Annotated in this window: 18 protein-coding genes; all 18 read left to right on the top strand. The window is 53.6% G+C overall.

Features of this window, described 5'->3' with window-relative positions; translation table 11 throughout:
- Positions 1–6: 6 nt before the first annotated feature.
- The 18 genes from tssA to ACT3UM_RS19860 all read left to right on the top strand — a co-directional run bounded on the left by tssA (position 7) and on the right by ACT3UM_RS19860 (position 20,823).
- On the top strand, positions 7–1,488 hold the full coding sequence (gene tssA, locus ACT3UM_RS19945) for a type VI secretion system protein TssA (protein WP_498901764.1): 1,482 nt from the start codon (positions 7–9) through the stop codon (positions 1,486–1,488).
- 34 nt (positions 1,489–1,522) lie between these two features.
- The gene (tssM, locus tag ACT3UM_RS19940; RefSeq protein WP_498901762.1) at positions 1,523–5,173 is read left to right on the top strand and encodes a type VI secretion system membrane subunit TssM; all 3,651 of its coding nucleotides are present in this window, start codon (positions 1,523–1,525) and stop codon (positions 5,171–5,173) included.
- Positions 5,157–5,744 (top strand): hypothetical protein, encoded by a 588-nt coding sequence (locus ACT3UM_RS19935; protein ID WP_035580441.1) that lies wholly within the window; start codon positions 5,157–5,159, stop codon positions 5,742–5,744. Before tssM ends, ACT3UM_RS19935 begins: the two co-directional genes overlap by 17 nt.
- Positions 5,745–5,785: 41 nt before the next feature.
- The gene (locus ACT3UM_RS19930) at positions 5,786–6,073 is read left to right on the top strand and encodes a type VI secretion system PAAR protein (RefSeq protein WP_498901759.1); all 288 of its coding nucleotides are present in this window, start codon (positions 5,786–5,788) and stop codon (positions 6,071–6,073) included.
- Position 6,074: 1 nt separating this feature from the next.
- On the top strand, positions 6,075–8,114 hold the full coding sequence (locus ACT3UM_RS19925) for a type VI secretion system Vgr family protein (RefSeq protein WP_498901757.1): 2,040 nt from the start codon (positions 6,075–6,077) through the stop codon (positions 8,112–8,114).
- Positions 8,115–9,053, top strand: coding sequence for a DUF4123 domain-containing protein (locus ACT3UM_RS19920; protein WP_498901755.1), 939 nt, complete (start codon positions 8,115–8,117; stop codon positions 9,051–9,053).
- Positions 9,046–12,363: a T6SS effector BTH_I2691 family protein gene (locus ACT3UM_RS19915; RefSeq protein ID WP_498901753.1), complete on the top strand. Its 3,318-nt coding sequence runs from the start codon at positions 9,046–9,048 to the stop codon at positions 12,361–12,363. The genes ACT3UM_RS19920 and ACT3UM_RS19915 overlap by 8 nt, the downstream gene beginning before the upstream one ends.
- A 10-nt stretch (positions 12,364–12,373) precedes the next feature.
- The gene (locus ACT3UM_RS19910; protein WP_498901751.1) at positions 12,374–13,084 is read left to right on the top strand and encodes a hypothetical protein; all 711 of its coding nucleotides are present in this window, start codon (positions 12,374–12,376) and stop codon (positions 13,082–13,084) included.
- Positions 13,085–13,213: 129 nt separating this feature from the next.
- A complete protein-coding gene (locus ACT3UM_RS19905; RefSeq protein WP_498901749.1) occupies positions 13,214–13,864 on the top strand; it encodes a hypothetical protein in 651 nt (216 codons plus the stop codon).
- A 200-nt stretch (positions 13,865–14,064) separates the two neighbouring features.
- Positions 14,065–14,799, top strand: a complete 735-nt coding sequence (locus tag ACT3UM_RS19900; protein ID WP_498901747.1) for a hypothetical protein — start codon at positions 14,065–14,067, stop codon at positions 14,797–14,799.
- A 137-nt stretch (positions 14,800–14,936) separates the two neighbouring features.
- Positions 14,937–15,176, top strand: a complete 240-nt coding sequence (locus ACT3UM_RS19895) for a hypothetical protein (RefSeq protein WP_498901745.1) — start codon at positions 14,937–14,939, stop codon at positions 15,174–15,176.
- A complete protein-coding gene (locus tag ACT3UM_RS19890) occupies positions 15,167–15,544 on the top strand; it encodes a hypothetical protein (RefSeq protein WP_498901743.1) in 378 nt (125 codons plus the stop codon). Before ACT3UM_RS19895 ends, ACT3UM_RS19890 begins: the two co-directional genes overlap by 10 nt.
- Before the next feature lie 821 nt (positions 15,545–16,365).
- Positions 16,366–17,256 (top strand): hypothetical protein, encoded by an 891-nt coding sequence (locus tag ACT3UM_RS19885; RefSeq protein WP_498901741.1) that lies wholly within the window; start codon positions 16,366–16,368, stop codon positions 17,254–17,256.
- Positions 17,257–18,591 (top strand): hypothetical protein, encoded by a 1,335-nt coding sequence (locus tag ACT3UM_RS19880; protein ID WP_498901739.1) that lies wholly within the window; start codon positions 17,257–17,259, stop codon positions 18,589–18,591. It abuts the gene before it with no gap.
- A 512-nt stretch (positions 18,592–19,103) separates the two neighbouring features.
- Positions 19,104–19,229: a hypothetical protein gene (locus ACT3UM_RS19875; RefSeq protein WP_498901737.1), complete on the top strand. Its 126-nt coding sequence runs from the start codon at positions 19,104–19,106 to the stop codon at positions 19,227–19,229.
- Complete coding sequence (locus ACT3UM_RS19870; protein WP_498901736.1) at positions 19,230–19,616, top strand: hypothetical protein; 387 nt, start codon at positions 19,230–19,232, stop codon at positions 19,614–19,616.
- A 73-nt stretch (positions 19,617–19,689) separates the two neighbouring features.
- Positions 19,690–20,139: a hypothetical protein gene (locus ACT3UM_RS19865; RefSeq protein ID WP_498901734.1), complete on the top strand. Its 450-nt coding sequence runs from the start codon at positions 19,690–19,692 to the stop codon at positions 20,137–20,139.
- Between the two features lie 60 nt (positions 20,140–20,199).
- On the top strand, positions 20,200–20,823 hold the full coding sequence (locus ACT3UM_RS19860) for a hypothetical protein (RefSeq protein WP_498901732.1): 624 nt from the start codon (positions 20,200–20,202) through the stop codon (positions 20,821–20,823).
- Positions 20,824–20,912 lie beyond the last annotated feature (89 nt).

Raw genomic sequence — 20,912 nt, 5'->3', positions numbered from 1 at the left:
AACACTATGCGTATTACAGCTGAAGCTCATCTTGACCCATTATTGGCACCGCTGGCCGGTAACCAACATGACCAGCCGGTGGGTGAACCGCTCGAAGAGTCGAACGACTACCTGGCACTCGATGCTGAAATGATGAAAGTCGGTTCGTTGCAGCACGCTAGCGTCGCCTGGGAAACCGCTGAAACACTGGCTATTCAAATGTTTAGTCAGCGTGGCAAAGACTTGAAAGTGTTAGGCCATTTACTGCACTGCTTGCAGCACGATGGTAACGGAGTGCGCTTTGCGCTCTCACTGCGCTTACTAAGGCGCGCATTGGAGCAGCCCTGGTGGGAGCATGCCTACCCCTTTAATGGCCCGCGTGGGGCCAAGCTGCGCCCGCGGCTATTTCAGCAATTTACCCAGCGTAGTGTGAAGCTTGCCGCCGGGCTTGATTTTCATAACGCTGAAGATGAGTACGAGGCCTGCCAAACCGCACTGACTGAGCTACAGGCGCGAGTAGAGCAGGACGCATTACCCGCAGACGCGTTGGGTGAACTCAGCCGTCAACTAGAGGCTAAGCGCCCGACCCAGTCGGCCTCTTCAGTGAGCGGTAGTAACGCTGCTCAACAGCAAGAGCGACCCCAAACCTCCGGTAGCCATGATACTCCTCAAGCGGCCTCTGCATTCGCTTCAGACCAAGCGCCCGCAAAAGCGCCAGAGCTGCGTTTAGAGGCGGGAAACGAACGCTCTAATCGCCAGGCACTGCTCAAAATGGCCGATTTTTTGAGCGAACAGTCACCGGGGGAACCGCTTACCTATCGGCTTCGTCGCTACGCAGTCTGGGGGGCAATACAGGCACTACCAGCGGCTAAAGGGGAGGGTAAAACAGAGTTAGCCCCGGTGTCGGCAGACCGTATTGCCGACTACCGTGAAGCACTTGCGCGAGGTGGCGACGGCGAACTCTGGCAACGGATCGAAAACAGCTTAGCGGTAAGCCCTTACTGGCTGGAAGGGCACCGACTAAGTGCGGGCCTTGCCAAACAGCTTGGCCATCCACGCTGTGCGGAGGCGATTCGTGATGAAGCGCAACGTTTTGTCGAACGGCTTCCTGGTATCGACGCCCTGGCATTCAACAACGGAACCAAGTTTGTCGACGATGAAACCCAACGTTGGCTATATAACAGCGCATCAGGGGGCAGTGGAGCCGCTGGTAATGGCAGCGATGCGTGGCAGGTGGGTCTCGAGGAGGCTCGCGACGCGGCGGAGAGTGGCGACATTGGTGCCGCGCTAAAAGTGCTCGATCAAGGCTTGAGTTCTGCTCGCTCACCGCGTGAAAGCACTTATTGGCGTTTAGCCAGTGCCGACCTATTGCACGAGACCGGGCTAGAAAGCCTCGCGCAGCAGCACTACCACACCCTGCATCAGAGCGTGACCGAGCTGGCATTAGAGCACTGGGAGCCTGCGCTGGTATCACGCCTTAAAGCAGCGGTTAAAGAGACGCACTCATAATGTTCATCATTAAAGGGACGAGGGACAAAGGCTAATGTGGTCAACATTAAAATCAAAGCTAAGCCGCTGGGTACCAGGCATGTCGCGGGCACAATCAGCTCAAAATCGTGCCCAGGCGCATGGCAATAAGGCCAAAGGGCTATTACGGCTTTCAACGCTGCTATGGGCAGTACTGCTCATAGCGCTACTGATCGCGATTTGGTGGCTGGGGCCTGGCTGGGAAGTGCGTGGTGTCATGCCGCTCGCGCCGTTAACCAATCGCATGTTAGCCACGCTGGTGGTGGTCACCGTGATCGCCGTGGTATGGGGGGTACGCTTAGCACGGCGCCTTCGGGCGCTGGATGAAGAGCGGCAGCAAGAGGACGCACGCCAGCAAGATCCTATTATGTCGCAAGTCGAGCGTCAGGAAGCCTCGCTGAACAGTGTATTGAGTGAAATTACCGAGAGCCTGGGCGGCGGTAATAGTAGCCGCTATCGCCTGCCCTGGTACTTGGTCATGGGGGTAGAGAACGCGGGCAAAACCAGCTTGATTAATCGCTCGGGCCAAAACTTCGCGCTTACCCACGTCATGAAGGCGTCTGGTCAAAGCAGCAAGCAAGGACAGCTCGGCTTTGACTGGTGGATTGGCGATAAAGCGGTGTTGATCGACCCTGATGGAGAGCTGCTGACACAAGGCGCTATGGAGGGGGGCGAGCCCCAAGCGTTGCAGAGCAGACTGTGGGATCACTTTGTTGATTGGTTAGAGCGCAATCGCGCCCAGCGCCCGCTGGATGGCGTGGTGCTGGTGCTGGATCTCGCCCGTTTGAGCCATGCCCAAGTGGCGGTACGTAAGGGCTATGCGGCGCTGCTACGCAGCCGCTTGCGAGAGTTGATGGAGCGCCACGGTACCCGGCTGCCGGTTTACGTGACGTTTAGCAAAATGGATTTATTGCACGGCTTTGATGACTTCTTTCGTCACTACTCCCGCGAGGCCCGCCGTGCGCCGCTGGGGTTTACTTTTACCCCGGCCTCGATGGAGACCCCAGGTAAGTGGGAGTCGGAGTTTGAAGCTGACTACGACGCCATGCTGGCGCGTTTGAATCAGCTATTGCCGACGATGTTGTCGGAATGCCGTGACCGCGAAGAGCGTGAGTCTGTGTTCCGTTTCGTGCGTCAGTTGGCAGGGCTACGCGATGTGCTGTTCGGCTTCTTGACCGAGGCATTATCGAGTGACCGCTTCTCGACTGCTGCGATGGTTCGCGGTGCTTACTTTACGTCCGTGTATCAGCAAGGCGTTCCCGAAGATCCCTTTGTCGATGCCGCTGCCCGACGTTATGGCATGGATGACAGCGTTCAGCCTGCTCATCGCGCTACCCGCAGCGCGCTCTACTTCACCGAAGAATTATTTGAGAAAGTCATTTACCCTGAAGCAGGGCTGGCAGGTGATAACGCCAGAGTTACCCAGCGTCGTCGCCGTGCCCGCAATATCAGCTTAGCCGCGTGCTTGATGATGGGCATAGGCTTGGTGGGAGGCTGGGCACACTTCTATCAAAAGAACAGCGTCTCTCTGGCCGCCGTCGAAGAGCGTGCAGAAACGTTTTTAGCCACCCAGCCCGAGGCGTTTCAGAGTGATGACCCCAGTGGCTATGAGTTTTTAGAGCCGTTAGATAGGCTGCGTTATGCGCTGGAGACGTTCTCCGAATACCGCACGCACACGCCTTACCTTGCGGATATGGGGTTGTATCAGGGCCATATCATTGGTGCTCAGATTGAGCGCGCTTACCTCGCCATGCTTGAGCATCAATTCCTGCCCGCCTTGATGATCGGCATTATGGACGATATGAATCGCGCCGAAGAGGGTAGCAACGAGAAACTGGCGCTGCTGCGTGTGCTGCGCATGATGTCGGACGCCAGCGGTCGTCAACCAGAGCGGGTAGAACGCTTTATGGCCCAGCGCTGGCAAGGCTACTTTCCTCAGCAGGGCGAGGTTCAGGAGCGACTCTTAACCCATCTGGACTATGCCTTGGCGCATAGTGATATAGAGGGACATATTGCAGAAGGGCAACAGCGACCCGCCCAGGCGATGGCGCCACTGCGCGGCAGCTTGAACGCAGCTCAGGAAGAGCTTTCGCGGCAACCCATTGATGAGCGTGTATACGCTGCCTTAAAAGCCGCCGGTGACCGCCAGGGTGAACCGTTGGATTTACGCCGTAGTGTGGGCACCTTGTTTGACACCGTGTTTATGGCGCGAAACGATGACCCTGAGCATGTTCGTCTGCCCCACCTGGTTACCCGAGATGGCTTTGAAAACTACTTTTTACAAGAGCTGGAACGGGCCACAGAGCTGGCATTGATTGATGTGTGGGTACTGGGGCAGCGTGATAATATCAACTTTAGTGAGGCCGATAAGCAGCAGTTGCAAACGGCGCTGCGCGAACATTATGTCAGTGACTACCATGTCAGCTGGCGTGATGCCTTGCGCGATACCCAACTAGTTCCCCTGCCGGATATCCATCAAGCCATCGTGGTGGCTGACGCCCTGGTGGGGGCACAGCGCCCGCTTGATCGGCTATTGGCAGCCGTTGAGCTCAATACCAGCCTTTATCCTGAACTACCCGTTGATGATGAGCAGGCCCGGAAAGCGCTGCAACAGTCACAGCGTTACCAGCTTGCGTTAGCCATTGAGCAGCCCTTCACGCCGATTAATCAGCTCAGCCAGGAGCGTAACGACAATCCCTCATCACTGGAGGAGATCAAGACCGCGGTAACGGCGTTGCGTGACTACTTGCTTGAGATTGAAGAGTCGAGCGATGCCGGCCTTGCTGCTTTCATCAATGTGCGAGACCGGCTCTCGCTACGCGGTGATGACCCGATCTATAACCTACAGCGCATTGCTGACAACACCCCCGAGCCGGTAGGCAGCATGTTGCACGACTTGGCCGATCAGAGCTGGCAACTGATGATGGCGAGTGCAACGCGCCACTTGGAGCACCGCTGGCTGGACGATGTCGTAGCGCCTTATCAAGAGCGCTTGGCAGGACGTTATCCGCTCGCCCCCAATGCCAGCCGTGAAGTGGCGCTGAGCGACTTTGAAGACTTTTTTGCCCCAGAAGGTACGTTAGATGCCTTTTATGAAGAGAGCTTAAAGCCCTTTATTGAAGGTGCCCCGGAGTACTTAGTGGATGCCGAGGGTAATTCACTGCTGCGCGATAGCCTGCACACGGCCATACAGCAGGCTGAACAGATCCGTCGCGCCTACTTTAGCCGCGATGGCGCGCTGGACGTAGAGTTCGCCCTGGAGCCCATCAGCCTAAGCCCCGATAAGCGACGCAGTGTGGTCAGCGTGGATGGCCAACTGATCGAATATGCTCACAGTGCTAGTCAGCGTGTTTCGATGATTTGGCCGAATACGCTGCGCGGCGGAACGGAAAGCCGCGTCACCATGGTACCCAGTGAGATTAATCGCTCTCCACGCAGCGTTAGCCAAGATGGCCCCTGGGCGTGGTTCCGGTTATTGGAACAGGCCGATATCACCAGTATTAGTGAACGAGAGCTGGAGCTGCGCTTCAACGTAGACGGCGGCACGATGCGCTATCGCCTGTTTGCCGATGGGGCGCCGAATCCCTTTACGCGGCCATTGGTTGAGGGTTTCCAACTACCGTCAGCACTCTACGCGGAACGAGGTGGCAATGCTGACCAAACTTAAGCGCCTGTTTAGTCCGGGCTCGCCCCAGCCCTCTGCTCGCCAGAGGCGACACGGAGCAAAACGTTCTCGTCCATTAGAAGACGCACGCGAAGAGGATATCGATAGTTTTATCGAGGCCGTCTACCGGGCCGACGCTAAGGGGCACTCTCCTTGGGTACTCCGTGACAGCAGTGTGCTGGAAACCCTGCGCCGGGCGCTGGAATTCACCGTTCATCGCGGCCTGTGGCTGCAGCGGGAAGAGGGGCAGGTAGCCCACTGGCAGGGACGTTTATTGGCCCTACGCCATGGGGAAGGGCCGCCGCTTGGCATGGTGCTCGCCTGTCGGCCAGATGATGAAGCGGCTTGGCAACTGCGCTTTTTCTACATCGGTCAGGAGTGGAAAGGCAGTGGTCACGGCACACGGCTGCTGATGGCGGTGCGCCGTAGCCTTAATGGCGTACCGCTGCAAACACGCCTGCCACTCGCTTGCCACTCGGCAATTGATAGTCTCGAAGCGGCAGGTTTTAGCCGTCAATTCGTAGACGCTTTTGATGTTGCCAGCTATGAAGCGCCCGCCAAGTGGGATGAATAGGTGGGATGAGTAAGCGGAACCGCAATAAAGGAGTATGCACAATGGGTCAGAAGTTTGTATTAGTAGGTGATATGGGCACCGACCACGATGGTTTTCCAGCGACACCGGTCACGGCAGGCAGCGGCACGGTGATGATGGACGGCAAGCCGGTCGCCCGCGTGGGAGACCCCCTGGCGCCGCATGATAAACCCAAGCATTCGCCGCACCCGCGTGCCATCGCGCAGGGTTCAAGCACTATTTTAATCGACGGCAAACCGGCAGCACTGACGGGCCACTCGGTGGATTGCGGCGGTGTAGTGATTGGGTCTGGTTCAGGGGAGGGAAGTTGATATGACCACGGGGCTACAATTCACGTTAACACTCCCCGGTGTTGAGGATATCGCGGTGATCGACTTCACTCATCGCGAGGCGCTTTCCCAACCCTTTGAGCTGGTGCTCAATCTGGCCAGCCGTGATGGTAGCCTGGACGCCGCGGAGCTGCTGGATCGTGAGGCAGAACTGACTATCTGGCAGGATGGCGAACCGCTGCGCCGAGTGCACGGTATCGTTAGCGAATTTGGCCAGGGCGACCGCGGCCATCGCCGTACCTTCTACTCGCTGGTGCTGCGCCCAGCGCTCTGGCGGCTTTCGCTGCGTCAGAACTCGCGTATTTTCCAAAAGGTCGATCCGCTCTCCATCATTAATACCCTGTGCGATGAGCGGGGTATTACCGATGTTGGATTTGCGGTAAACCGCGACCTAGCCGAGCGTGAGTACTGCGTCCAGTACCGTGAAACCGACCTCACCTTTATCGAGCGCCTGGCCGCCGAAGAGGGACTGTTCTACTTCCATGAATTTGCAAAGGGTAGCCATCGGCTGATCTTCGCCGATGACCCGCAGGTACTGACCAACCTCGGCGAACGCACTTACCACAGCCGCGCAGGCGGCACCGCCCCCAGCCGCCATGTGCGCAAACTCAGCCATACTGCCCGTGTGGCGACCGCGTCCGCCACGCTAAAAGACTACAGCTTTAAAAACCCCGCTTATGCGCAGTTGCATGACCATCTGGGTCGCGATGTAGAAGCTCATGGACAGCAAACTGACTATGAGCACTACGACTACCCTGGCCGCTACAAGCAGGACGCCTCCGGCAAACCGTTTACCCGTATTCGCCTGGAACAACTGCGCCGTGAAGCGATTACCGCCAGCGCCGAAAGCGACCTCCCCGAACTGGCCCCCGGCCTGCGTTTTACGTTAATGGATCATGACAGCGATAGCCTGAATCGCGACTGGCAAGCCATTGAAGTACATCACTTCGGCGAGCAGCCCCAGGCGCTGGAAGAAGATGGTATGACCCAGGGCGATGCTAACGGGATGACACGCTACCACAACCAGGTCACGCTGATTCCCGGCGACGCCCCTTGGCGCGCCACCGCCAACCCTAAACCCCGGGTCGATGGGCCCCAAGTGGCCTTTGTCGTCGGCCCCGAAGGCGAAGAGATTCACTGCGACGAACACGGCCGGGTCAAAGTCCAGTTCCCGTGGGATCGCTATGCAGAGCCTAATGATACCGCCAGTTGCTGGGTTAGGGTCGCCCAAGGCTGGGCAGGCGGTGGCTACGGCAGTATCGCCATTCCGCGTATCGGCCATGAAGTGATTATCTCGTTTTTAGAAGGTGACCCCGATCAACCGCTGGTCACCGGGCGCACCTACCACGCGGTCAATACCGCGCCTTACCCTCTACCGGAACACAAAACTCGCACGGTTATCCGCACCCAAAGCCACAAGGCCGAAGGCTTTAACGAACTGCGCTTTGAAGACCAAGCAGGCGAAGAGCAGATTTGGCTCCACGCCCAGAAAGATTTAGAGCTATTAACCCTTAACGACCGCACCGAAGAGATCCGCAACGACAGTCACCTCAAGGTGCACAACGACCGCATCAGCGAGATCGACAACGACGATCACCACACCGTACATAACAACCGCCACACCCAAGTAGATGGCGACGACCACTTGATGATCGACGGCACCCGCCATGAGAAAGTCGGTCAGGCGCAGTTACTGGAAGCAAGGCAAGAGATTCATCACAAAGCAGGCATGAAGGTGGTGATCGAAGCAGGCGCGGAAATCACCCTAAAAGCAGGCGGCAGCTTCCTGAAAATCGACCCCAGCGGCGTCACTATTGTTGGCCCGCAGGTCAAGATTAACTCTGGTGGGAGTCCCGGCAGTGGTAGTGGTCAGTCCGCGCAGGGGCCGCGGTTGCCTGAGGAAGCAGAGACAGAGAGCCACCAGGCCGTTGCGCCTGTCAATCGGCCCGCCCAGCTTAAAACGTTGCTGAAGGCACCGCCAAGCTGTGAGATTTGTGAAGATCCGGGCCAGGGAACACGCTAGATGGAACGACCACAGGGGATGACGCATGCATTGGTGGATGGCGTTCGTTACCCCAATGCGCTCCAACGCTTGTATAGCCGCAATGACGTCGATGAAATCGAGCCCCTCTACCTGATGACACGCTGGTCATCGTTAGCCGATCAGGGGCCTATTCTGGTGCGCCTTAAACGTAATGGCTTCGTAGATGAGGCGGACGATCGCGACGAAGAGTGGTATCGCGCGCTGTCATTACTGAGCAGTCAAGCAAGCACGGGTGAATTGAGCCAGCACCTTTGTCGGTTGGTGACCTTTAACGGGGAAGGCGGGCAGGAGCAACTACTGCGTTTCGCTGACCCCCTGGTCACCAGGCACTGGTTGAGCAGCTATGGGAATGCCCTCTCGGCAGCTCTCATGGGGCCTATTGAGACGTGGTGGGTGGCGGACTGGGCGCCTAACTGGGCCAAACCACGCCCCGTCAAATGGCAGGCATTTCAGTCTCAGCCCAGTGACGCGCCTACGACGACAGTGCCGTCAGATACGTTCCCACCGATGGGGCGTGACCAGTTTGCGGCCCTTGAGGCGGTGACCCGCTGGCAGCTCAAGGAGCGCCTGACGGATTACTTTAGCGAGCATGCGGCCGAGGCGTGGCAATGTCTTCCGACTGAGGGGCGTGGTCGATGGCTTGACGAACGCTTAGACGATGCCATTGCGTGGGGAGCCAGTACGGAACGCCAGCTCGCTATTTGGCTCGGCTTAAGCCTGCGCTGGGGCGAGGGATTCATGGCCGCAAGCGACGGCTTGTATGCCCGCTGGCTTGCCCAAGACCCCACACCAGCGTTGCTCTCAAGACAAGAGCAGCTTTATGAACTAGACGCGTGGAGCCGAACGCCAGCGGCGGAGACTGCTGACATGACGCTTCATCCCGCATCACCTTTCACCGACGAGGTCTTCCATGGCTAACACGGATGCACAGGCCCAAGCTCGCGATGCCCAGTTCGATGAAACCCCCTTTGGCACAGGCATGTGCCCCTTACTCATCGACGTCGCCCTTTTCCCCGTCCGCTATGCCATTGATGAAGCGCCCGCTGAAGCAGGCGCTTCGGCGCCTCACCCGATTGCTGGGCAGGCACCGGACTATCCTGATATCGAAACCCGCCGTTATACATTGCGCCAACTGCGTGATGGCTGGATTTACGTGTGGGTGGAAGAAGAGGGTGAACAGCGGCTCGACGAATACCGCGTTGAAGGGGCGACCTTCAGTGGTGCGCCTCATCTTACGTACTCGACGCGCGCTTCTATCGCGCTAGCCTACTCATCGGTGCAATGGACCGATCGCATTCGCGAACACATGCTCGAAAACGCCGACGCGCGCCAGCGCCTGATGCGCCCGGTAAACCTGATGGCGGCGCTGAACGCCACGGCTGACGGCACCTCATTCTCTGCCCATGTAGGGCCTTTAACCCAGCTCGCGGAGCATGTCGCCGATATTACGCCCAACGGTGCCGTTGATGGTTTTACGGCCACCACCGTATCGACTGTTGAACGGGAAGCGGAACCGGTAAGTAGCGAAGAAGAGGGCGGGGGTGAGAGTGCCTATGAACTGCTTGCGGTAAAGCCTGAAATCACTCAGGACAGCGTGCTGGCGGGCGTCGAGCATCACGACGAAGCGCTTTTTGTGGCCTTGGATGACAATTTAGGGATTGTTAACGACTTGGCCATGGCGCTTGTTGGTCGAGAAATAGAGCTTGAGGCCTTCCTGGATGAACACGGGCATAAGCTTGAGACCGCGCAGGTCGTCAAATCCCTGTGCCTGATCGATATCGATAACCTGATTAGTGATGAAGTGCGCCAAGACCCTGAGCGCTATCGAGAAATAACCGTTAAAACTGGTGAACTGCTCGATGCAATGAAAAGGGCAGAGAACGGTTCTGATCATACATTGATCGCTAGGCAAAGGCGCGTAACACAGATTCGAGAAGAGCTAATCGAATTAGGCATGCCCCACCCACCCAATCGTAATAGCGAGCAGTATGAAGAATGGCATGGCAAAGAGCTTCCTCGCTTGGATGTCAGGCTGGATGAGGCCATTGCTTTTCTGACCGAAAAAGTGCCACAGCTAGAGCGGCTGCAGACGCATATCGAAAACAGTCTAGCGGATCTGATTATTTGGCTTGAACGCTTGCCACTGTCGGCCCAAGAGCTGTGTTTCGATACCGTTGATGCCAAGCAAAATCAGGCTATTCATGAATTTAGTTGCATGGTGATTGAAGCCCTTGGCGCTACGCAGACTGGCCGTGCTTGGTTGAATGACACCTATCAAGCGAGCGGCTCATTGATTGGTTTTGCGATGAGTAACCTTGACCCCGCCTTGGCCGAGGCTCTTGAAACCATTGCACAACATTTTCTTGAACAAGGTACGGAAGATGGAGAACCCGCCGATAATGGCATTGGCGCTGCAAGCGTGGCTGCGCGGATCAGTGCATTTCGCGGTATCCTCAAGTACGAAAAGGTGCAGAGTCATCCCGCCTATAAAGCCCTGGCACCGCATGTAAAAGAGGCATTTGATACTTTGCGCGTGGGGGTAAACGGGCCAACACAAAAAGCTTGGGAAAGTACCGCCTACCACTTTCTACCTTCCTTAAGTGCCAGAGGCCAAGTGTCTGTGGCAAAAGCAACTAAAGCACTATTGCATCCCCTTATGGTCGTTCTTGTCCATCCGGATGTTACCTCATCACAACTGGTGCTTGACCTTGAGTATGAGGCTAAGCACCGGGAATGGCGGGAAAAGTCCTGGAAGCTGACCAGAGACATTCGTGCCGCAAAGCGGCAACGAAATGTCGCTGAAATGAAACGGCTGGAACAACAACGCTACGAGCATGCCTACGACGAGCCCAGGCGTGTCAGCGGTGCGGACGATACTCTCGACCGTAGTAATTCGGGCAATCAGGCGCGTGCGAACAATCTTGCCTCCGTCGGCTTTTACGAACAGCGCGAAATACACCGCTTAAAAATCATGGGCGGCGTGAGAGCGGCTCGTCGACATCTTACGGGGTTCGTCGAGCGAATGGGGGGTGGCTTGCCACTGTTAATTGCGGGGCTGAACCTCTACAACTTTCAGGAAGCGGTACGCACCGCTAACCAAGAAGGCATTGATGGAGAGGAAGCGCGGAATCTGGCGACGACCGCCAGTTTCGCCGCTGGCGCCACAATGAGCCTATGGGTCATGCCGTTTTGGAGCAAGCACGCCAAGCAGAAAGTCATGCTGTCAACGAAAATGACCGAAGTAGCAAAGGCCGGTATTACTCAATGGTCAGGGGAGGGGCTAAATCAAACTGCTCGGTTAGCGGCCAAATTAGCCACCCGTGTGGCGGGTTTGTCGGCTATTGGGGCAATCTCTGCAGGGCTCGATACGTGGAATAGCCTAAGTGACTATGGAGAGGCGACAAGTGATAGTGAGCGCACAGCGCTCTTGGTAAAAGCAGGTGCAGGAATATCTATGGCTTTTACAGCCAGTGCTCAAATGATAGGCGCACTTAGGGCTGGGTCAAATGCTTTCGCCTGGATACTTGGGGGCTGGGTCTCGGGCATTCTGTTTGCGGCGGGTGTTATTCACCTGATCGCCTCACATTTCGCCGCCCGCTATAACCGTGAAGGGATACGCGGCTGGCTATATACCAGCACCTGGGGCAATGGAGAGTATCAGTGGGATGCGACTGACGAAGGCGAAAATAGTGAGTGGCAGGCGTTGATGGAAATTCTGCTACAACCTTCCGTTAGGTTAACTGCCGTGAAGGGGGACGTCGACCTCGGCGCATCCCATAGCACCTCGGTTGGGGTGAAAATTAACTATGCTCATGAAGGTTTCTGGGTGCAAATTGCGTTTCCCGCTTCGTTAGCGGGCGACACCGTCAGAATCTCCGAGATCGTCGGAGGCGGATTCTGGGCACCGGGCGATAGCTTCGAGCAGAGCCCTTCTCAACAAGTGGAGCGTGGCGCAGCGTTACCCGCTGACGCAGAATATAACCCAAACGATGTGCGAATCTGGCAGGCCTGGATACCGGCCAGTGAGCAAGCAAAAAATGCAACTTTCATCCTTACAGTGGACTATGCCGAAACGTTGCTATCAAGCGAAAACCACTTAAGTTTCACCTTTTACAAGCCCAACGCTGCCGCAGGAAAAAAAGTGATCGAACCCAATAGCGATGAGAGCCAGGGCCTCAGCGCGCCTGCCCGTTTTGCACTCGTAGTTCCCATAACCTCAGAAGAGTAAGGATACAGGTATGTGGTTTATTCAACCCAAGCAGGACTATATTCCCGAAATACCCTGGAAGCATGCTGATGAGCCTGCCGTAATGAGCTGGCAAATTAGGGCGCGTAATTACAATACATCTTCTGCTAATCTTTTTTTAATTCTAATGTTACTCATTGCTTTGGGGGGGGGGTATGTAATGTCCTTATTTGCACAATCATTGTTAGGCTCATTTTTACTAGGGGGGGGGATGTTCCTGCTGCTCATCTTGATTCTCATGAGTATAACCCATAGCACCACCATTATTGTCTACCGTTTTACCGAAACGTTGGCTGAGGAGTATTCATGGAAGCCACAAGAAGCTGCGGCGGCCTCTTTCCTGAAATGGTCTGCGATTATTCTGCTGCCCATCGTGGGCGTGCTGATTTTAATGGATCCTTCGTTGGTGATTGCGGGTATTGGGCCATTGGGGATGGGGCTGATGGCAGGGATTATGGGGGCTAAGAAAAGTGAGAATGAACATCATCCCCTTGATTGGCGCAAAACCGATAAAATCTACCTTTATCCAGGAAGAGAAATTATTGGTTTAAATATACCTTGGTATAGCCCCGATTTAGATAAGATGATGCCTAGAGGTGTTAGACAAATTTATTGCAAGAAGGGTGAGCGAGAAGAAGTTTTAAATTTCTTTACGACCAGGCTGTCAGAAATTGATGTTGTGGAAGAAAAGTTTTTTTTATGAATACGTTTTGTGCCTGAATATTCCAATACTCGCAACGCTTATAAGGGCTGATTTGTGAAGAGCGCCAGCGGGCCAGTTCGCCTATTCGTTTTGAGCTTATAGTTCTCATGATAAAATAAGGTTGCATGTATGTGGTTTATTCAACCCAAGCAGGACTATATTCCCGAAATACCCTGGAAGCATGCGGATGAGCCAGCGGTCATTGCATGGCAAATTAGAGCGCGTAATTACAACACCACTCCGGATAACCTTGCTTTAATTCCAATGTCACTCATTGCCTTTGGGGGGGGATATGTAATGTCCTTACTCGTACAATCATTGTTAGGCTCATTTTTACTGGGAGGGGGGCTGTTCCTGTTGCTCATGTTGATTTTCATGAGCGTAACCCATAATACCACTATTATTGTTTACCGCTTTACCGAAACGTTGGCTGAGGAGTATTCATGGAAACCGCAAGAGGCTGCGGCGGCCTCTTTCCTGAAATGGTCTGCGATTATTTTGCTGCCCATCGTGGGCGTACTGATTTTAATGGATCCTTCCTTGGTGATTGCGGGTATTGGGCCATTAGGGATGGGGCTGATGGCGTGGGTAATGGGGTCGCAACAGGCGAAGCAGAGTAATAGTCGACATCACCCGCTTGATTGGCGTGATACCGATAAAATTTATCTTTATCCAGGAAGAGACATTATTGGGCTTAATATACCTTGGTATCATCCAGATGCTCATGAAGTAGAGCCGGACGGCATTAGAGAAGTTTATTGTCGAAAAGGTGAACGTTAAGAGGTTTTAAATTTCTTTAAAGCTAGGCTGCCAAATGTTGAGATTGTAGAAGAAAAATTTCTTTTATGAATATTCTTTGTGCATAGATATGCCTATGATCGTGACGCTCAGGGACTAATTTTGAAGAGAGCAGTGAGTCAGCGCTCCCACCCATTTTTTACTTGCGGTTTTCATGGCTTCCAAAGAGTAAGGATTCATATATGTGGTTTATTCAACCCAAGCAGGACTATATTCCTGAAATACCCTGGAAGCATGTCGATGAGCCTGCCGTAATGAGCTGGCAAATTAGGGCGCGTAATTATGATACTTCTGGGTCTAATTTTTCTTTAATTGTAATAGCGCTCATTAGTCTTGGTGGAGCCTATTTCGGATTCTATGTTGGTTCCCTTGCTGAGGGAACACTCCTTGTTTCAATATTAATGGGGGCAGGGATTGCCCTGTTATTTATATTGCTTTTCATGAGTATAACCCATAGCACCACCATTATTGTCTACCGTTTTACCGAAACGTTGGCTGAGGAGTATTCATGGAAGCCACAAGAGGCTTCGGCGGCCTCTTTCCTGAAATGGTCTGCGATTATTCTGCTGCCCATCGTGGGCGTGCTGATTTTAATGGATCCTTCCCTGGTAATTGCGGGTATTGGGCCATTGGGGATGGGGCTGATGGCGTGGATCATGGGGTCGCAACAGGCGAAGCAGAGTAATAGTCGACATGAAGAGTGGACGTGGGAGAAAACCGAGCATATCAAGGTATGGCGGAAACGCAGCATTATTGCGCTGACCTACCAATGGAAGCCTTTCAGCAAGAACTCCTACTATAGGCCACGGACTCACTTTATTTACTGCCATGAAGATGAATTGGATGAGCGTATTCAATGTTTTAAAGCACACCTACCTGATGCGGAGTATGAAGAAGGGAAAGTCGACATACTATAAAACACTGCATTTTTAAGTATGCCTGTTTGGTTATTGGGATACGCGCGAACCTAATAGTAAGAATGGTCAAGGAGTTAGCGCGCCCACCCGTTTTGCACTCATGGTTCCCATAACCCCAGAAGAGTAAGGATACAGGTATGTGGTTTATTCAACCCAAGCAGGACTATATTCCCGAAATACCCTGGAAGCATGGTGATGAACCAGCGGTCATGGCATGGCAAATTAGAGCGCGTAATTATGATACTTCAGGATCTAATTTTTCTTTAATCGTAATGGCCCTCATTAGTCTTGGTGGTGGCTATTTCGGTTTCCATATTGCTTCCCTTGCTGAGGGAGCCCTTCCTGTTTCCTTGGTAGTTGGGGGGGGATGTTCCTGATACTCATATTGCTTTCAATGAGCATAACCCATCACTCCACCATCCTCGTCTACCGTTTTACCGAAACGTTGGCTGAGGAGTATTCATGGAAACCACAAGAGGTTGCGGCGGCTTCTTTCCTGAAATGGTCTGCGATTATTTTATTGCCCATCGTGGGTGTGCTGATTTTGATGGATCCTTCTCTGGTGATTGCGGGTATTGGGCCATTGGGGATGGGGCTGATGGCAGGGATGATGGGGTCGCAACAGACGAAGCATAATAAAAGTCAACATAAAGAAATAGAATGGATGGAAGCCGAGGAAATTGTAGCTTGGCGTAAGCGGAATTTAATTGGCTTACGTTTTACTGATATTCACGAGATGGAATAGAGACTTTTTTTTATAGCACCATTTATTGTCAGCCGCATAATTTTGACGAAAATATCCAATACCTGAGAAAGGCATTGCCAAACGTTCCGTATCACGAGCGGGAGCTTAAGGTGTTTAGTAACTATGCCTTATAGGGAGATCCGAACTGGGGTGTCAGCGCGCTTTTTTTACTTGCGGTTCCCATACCCCCAGAAGAGTAAATACACATTAGTTATGAACTTGCCGGGTTGTTTTTAACCGATTGGGCCAAGCTGAACAAGGAGCTGGCCTAGCTCAGAGATAAAGCTCATTGTGTTCGTGGCAACCATACAGTCATATCTTTTAAAATGGTGTTGTCTGAAACCAACAACGCCAGAGCAACACGATGCCAAAAGGTTTATATGTTTGAAATGATACCTCAAGATGCCCATGTCCTAATGCGCATTGGTGAAGGAGAAAAAGGTACTGAAAGCGCTAGGTTTTGCATAAGCCCGTTGCCATTACCTACTAAAAATAAGCAAGCGCATGTTCTGCCGCGTTTAGATGTTCGCTACGATAGCGTCACTATGGATATTCGTGAGGGGGCAATACCAGATGGCTTGATAGCGGCTGGGCATATGTTGACTTCTGGTTTTTTGTTAATATTTTGTTTAGGCTTATTTTTACTTTTAATTGTTCCTATAGACGGCTTTGAATACGTAGAAACTCTCACACTATGTCTTGCAGGGCTGTATGCCCTGTTTCTTTTTGTATTTAACCTTTCAATTCCCTTCGTTAATACCCTGCTTAAGCGAGCGCCTCCCATACGCTTTAATCGTCAACGCCGTGAAGTAGCGTTTGTTTTGGCGCTGTCTGACCGGTTCTGGCTGCCTGCTCCTGACAACCTTTGGTTTATGGGATTAGGGCCTATTGCGATGTCAATTGTCTCCGGGCCAATTGCCATTTTTAATATTAGTCAATGGTTGGTAGGAGCGGAAGAAACCTTTCCCCTTGGGCTGGTGTTGTTCCATGCCATGGCTATGGCGCTTCTTTTCGGTTACGCCGCGATTTACGATCTTATCGAACACCTTTGTAAGCGTGATCGCCGCACGATATTGGTGCCCTGGGAAGAGTTAGTCGCGATAGCGGGTGTTAGCACTTCGTTGGCGCGGAAAGAAGTGTTCAACTTTGGCTGGAGTCTTACGCTCCTGATCCCAGACCCAGAGCGACCCGGTTACTCTCTGCCTGGCGCTGGAATCATAGCGAGTGCCGAGGGCGTGCAAGCGGCACTGGCTCAGTGGGAGTATATTCGCCACTTTATGGAAGAGAGCGACGCCATGCCCCCTTCCGCCAAGGAGTGGGGCGTGGAGTGGTACAACGCCTATGTGGCCCGTGAAAAAGCTGAATGCGAGCGTACCAACGACCCCGCCCGATGGCGGCGCTTTCGGCGCAAGCGACTATGGGAACATGCCCGCTTCGCCCACTGGTACACCGAATACCGCACGAAACATACCCTGCCCAAAGGCGTGCCCAGTGACTGGCTAGCTGAGTGGTCGAAGCCCTTACCCGAATCCCAATGGGCCAAGCCTTCCCAGGCAGTGGCTGAGCTCAGCGAACATCTGCGCGCCGCCTACCAACGCGGCGAGAAGTTTATCGAGATAGATGATATCGCAAAGCGCTTTGGGGTAGCCGTGCCTGCCGCAAGTCAACAGGCTTATCCCACGTTTCCGTTTCGGCGCGGTAGTTCACAATAAATGTTTAACACCCAACCTAAAGAAGCCCTCCCGACGATGCGCGCTGGCGAACGAGAAAGTCGCGCAGGCGGCATTCAGTACTGCCTAAGCCCTCTGCCACTGCCCACCGATGGTGAGCACGCGCTGGATGTGGCCCAACTGGATGTGCACCATGATGACGTCACCATGGATCTGCGCCAGGGGGTAAGCCCGGAAGGTTTGATAACGGCGGGGTATACGTTGACATCTGGCTTCTTGTTCATGCTTTTTTCAGGGCTGCTGATGCTGTTTTTTCTCACCATAAGAGGTGATGGTCACATATATAGTTTTGTAATTTTTTTTGTGGGTCTATATTTTGTGTTTCTTTTCGTATTTAACCCAGCGATTCCTTTTACGAATACTCTTCTTAAACGCACCCCCCCTATACGCTTGAATCGCCAGCGCCGTGAAGTGGCGTTTGTCGTGGCACCCTCTGGCCGCTTCTGGCTGCCTGCGCCTGAAAATCTCTGGTTTATGGGGGTGGGGCTTATGGGTGTGTCATCTGTCTCCGGTCCACTTGCCATTTTTGAGGCCAGTGAATGGTTGATAGGCGCGGAGGAAAGCTTTCCCCTTGGGATCGTACTATTCCACATTATTGTCATGGCGCTTTTTTATGTTTACCCCACTATCTATGATTTTATCTCACGCCTTTTTAAACGCGAGCGCCGCACTGTCTTAGTCCCCTGGGAGGATATTGTTGCGGTGGCGGGTTATAGCCCGACGTTGACGCCGAACGCCATTACCGGTTTTGGCTGGAGCTTTGCGCTACTGGCCCCCGACCCGGAGCGGCCCGGCTACTCTTTGCCCGGGGCAGGGATTATTGGCAGTGTGGGTGGCCTGCCGGGGGCACTGGCCCAGTGGGAATATATCCGCACCTTTATGGAGGAAGGGCCGAAAGCTATTACGCCCACGGCAAGGGAGTGGGGGCTTGAGTGGTACGATGCTTACGTGGCCCAAGAAAAAGCCGAGTGCGAACGCACCAACGACCCCGCCCGGTGGCGGCGCTTTCGGCGCAAGCAGCGGTGGGAGCATGCCCGCTTCGCCCACTGGTACACCGAATACCGCACGAAACATATCCTGCCCAAAGCCGTACCCAGTGACTGGCTGGCCGAGTGGTCAAAACCCTTACCCGAATCCCAATGGGCCAAGCCTTCGGGGGCTGTTAATGAACTTAGCAAACACCTGCGCGCGGCTTACCAGCGCGGCGAGCAATTTATTGAAATGGGCGATATCGAAAAGCGTTTTGGGGTGGCCGTGCCTGCCGCAAGCCAACAGGCTTATCCTTCGTTTCCCTTTAGGCGCGGTAGTTCACGATAAATGTTTAACACCCAACCTAAAGAAGCTCTTCCCCCGATGCGTGCAGGTGAAAGGGAAAGCCGTGCCGGGGGCGAACAGTACTGTTTTAGCCCCTTGCCACTACCCACCGATAGTGAGCACGCGGTGGATATGGCCCATATTGATGTGCGCCATGATGATGTCACGATGGATCTTCGCCAGGGGGCTAGCCCCGAGAGTTTGATGACTGTGGGACATGTTTTTAGTGGTCTAGCTACATGTATTCTAATATTTTTTTTAATCACATGGGGGGCTGTTGGAGGGTTTCCGCCTGATTCTCAAATCTTAGCTGTATGGGGTGGGGGGCTATATCGTTTTCTTATGGGTGTTTATTCTGGGTATTGTTTGGATCAATACGCTGCTTAAGCGCATGCCCCCTATTCGCGTACACGCCAGCATCGCGAGGTAGCCTTTGCGCCGGGCGACGGAAAGCCGCCTATCATCGTGCCCTGGGAGAGCGTGGCGGCTCAAGCGCAGGGTATGACGAATACGGTGTGCAGCGCCAGTATGGCTTGGGAATAGGCTTTATCGAGCCTGAAACAGGGCAGCAGTATTTTCTTGAATTATCACAGCCCGGCATGGCATTGGCGCTGGGGCTTTGGGAAGCGGTGCGGGCTTAAATGGAATACGTGGTCAACACCCGCGAGGAACTCCAAGATCCGCACGGCTTACATCGTCCCGGTGATCCGCCCTACGAGGGCGTGCACAACTTCCACAATGCCCGGCGCCGGTTGCACCGCCGCTACCGCGAGGGCGACATAGGCCTGTTCAAGGTCACGATGTGGTACCTGTGGCACATCATCGACCTATGGACGATTCCTTTTCATCGTGCCAAATGGGAAATCCGCGCCATCCAGAGGGCCGGTCAGAAGACCCTGCTTGCGAGCCTTGATGAGTGGTCGAATCCCTTCCCGAGGAACAGTGGGCCAAGCCTAGCGCAGAGCTTACGCGTCTCTCAAAAGAGGTCAAACAGCGTCGTGCTCTGCAGCCAAAACGGCCGATCATAGCCATCTTCGCCGAGGTCTATGGCGAGGAAGCGTCACTTTCGGCCTGAAGCAATAGGCATGTCAGGCCGAGAGCATGCTCGACGGTATTGAATCAATAACCCAGCAGAGGAGAACTAAAGCAGTGAATGAAAAAGCACCTATTGAAAAGCAAGATAAAGCCTTAATTGAAAGCATTGATTTTGAGTGCCCCGCATGTGGCTGTTGTTTTTGCGAGGAGTCACAGTGGATTACCGAACTTTTGAAAGCCGATATGGCCACTTGCCCGCATTGTGAAAGCGATCTATTGATCGGAACCGAAGACAAGGACCTACTAACGAGCACTATGAAGAAAAAAGAGCGATTCGGAAAGGCAATGTTTGTCTTTATGGTGCCCTACATCATCGTAGGGCTTATCGTCTCCCTTTCATTCGGCGGACTCGGCTTTATGCTTTATATGCCCGTCGGACTTTTGGCTTTTTCTTTACTGAAAATGCTATTCGATAATCAGCCAGATCTGACGATAAATCTGAAATCAGCCACATAACTGAAAGCTATCTATTCAATCGACAGTTAGGTGCTCGGCACCATTTTAAGGGGCGTTTGCGTGTTTCCATTAAGTTTTAAAAAGTCTTTTGACATTGAGTTTATCCAATCGCTGTATGACCGGCTAGTGAGCCATGATGACTCTCTAAAGCTAATACTCAGAACAAAGAGTGGGCGAAAGACCGATGACCCCAGTAAAGCCGGCATTGGCGAAATTCGCAATGCCAACAACAAGCAGCTGTTCGGGATGAGTGCGAAGGAAGGAATCGTACACACGAAGCATGTGGGGGTGCTCCAAACCCCTTTGTTTGACTTTCTGAATGAGCGTGGCATCCACCAACAGGAGGTCAGTCCGGATATCGGCGTCGCTTGTGTTCTTCTTTATGTTGTTTTGGTTGCCGGCGGTGGGTTGCTATATACCACTCACAATAATGCCGAGTTTCTCTATCCCTATCTGCTGGGCTGTGGGGCCTCCGTCCTCTCAGGACTCGCATTGATATCTTATGCTTACAAGCCTGGCCAAAAGAAGTGGTCCATCCCCGCTATGGTACTCCTCGCTATCGGCGCCTTACCCACCGCCCCTTCGAGCCTGCTGGCATTACCGATGATCAATTACCTGGGGCGGGCCAAGCTACATAGGATACTTAACCAGGGTGAGACAGACACAAAGACAATCAATACTTAGTCTCATGCATGCAGCAACCAATACCACGCCGTCCTCAGGAGCAGTTGTGCCTCCCGCTTTGCACTGACGGTTCCCATAACCCTGGAAGA

This window comes from Halomonas sp. AOP13-D3-9, assembly GCF_052379125.1.
GTDB lineage: Bacteria > Pseudomonadota > Gammaproteobacteria > Pseudomonadales > Halomonadaceae > Vreelandella.
This window is presented reverse-complemented; position numbering and strand designations above follow the sequence as displayed.

Excerpts from the sequence above, each read along its gene's own strand:
- tssA (WP_498901764.1), top strand. The coding sequence starts at position 7 with ATGCGTATTACAGCTGAAGCTCATCTTGACCCATTATTGGCACCGCTG.
- tssM (WP_498901762.1), top strand. The coding sequence starts at position 1,523 with ATGTGGTCAACATTAAAATCAAAGCTAAGCCGCTGGGTACCAGGCATG.
- ACT3UM_RS19935 (WP_035580441.1), top strand. The coding sequence starts at position 5,157 with ATGCTGACCAAACTTAAGCGCCTGTTTAGTCCGGGCTCGCCCCAGCCC.
- ACT3UM_RS19930 (WP_498901759.1), top strand. The coding sequence starts at position 5,786 with ATGGGTCAGAAGTTTGTATTAGTAGGTGATATGGGCACCGACCACGAT.
- ACT3UM_RS19925 (WP_498901757.1), top strand. The coding sequence starts at position 6,075 with ATGACCACGGGGCTACAATTCACGTTAACACTCCCCGGTGTTGAGGAT.
- ACT3UM_RS19920 (WP_498901755.1), top strand. The coding sequence starts at position 8,115 with ATGGAACGACCACAGGGGATGACGCATGCATTGGTGGATGGCGTTCGT.
- ACT3UM_RS19915 (WP_498901753.1), top strand. The coding sequence starts at position 9,046 with ATGGCTAACACGGATGCACAGGCCCAAGCTCGCGATGCCCAGTTCGAT.
- ACT3UM_RS19910 (WP_498901751.1), top strand. The coding sequence starts at position 12,374 with ATGTGGTTTATTCAACCCAAGCAGGACTATATTCCCGAAATACCCTGG.
- ACT3UM_RS19905 (WP_498901749.1), top strand. The coding sequence starts at position 13,214 with ATGTGGTTTATTCAACCCAAGCAGGACTATATTCCCGAAATACCCTGG.
- ACT3UM_RS19900 (WP_498901747.1), top strand. The coding sequence starts at position 14,065 with ATGTGGTTTATTCAACCCAAGCAGGACTATATTCCTGAAATACCCTGG.
- ACT3UM_RS19895 (WP_498901745.1), top strand. The coding sequence starts at position 14,937 with ATGTGGTTTATTCAACCCAAGCAGGACTATATTCCCGAAATACCCTGG.
- ACT3UM_RS19890 (WP_498901743.1), top strand. The coding sequence starts at position 15,167 with ATGTTCCTGATACTCATATTGCTTTCAATGAGCATAACCCATCACTCC.
- ACT3UM_RS19880 (WP_498901739.1), top strand. The coding sequence starts at position 17,257 with ATGTTTAACACCCAACCTAAAGAAGCCCTCCCGACGATGCGCGCTGGC.
- ACT3UM_RS19870 (WP_498901736.1), top strand. The coding sequence starts at position 19,230 with ATGGAATACGTGGTCAACACCCGCGAGGAACTCCAAGATCCGCACGGC.
- ACT3UM_RS19865 (WP_498901734.1), top strand. The coding sequence starts at position 19,690 with ATGCTCGACGGTATTGAATCAATAACCCAGCAGAGGAGAACTAAAGCA.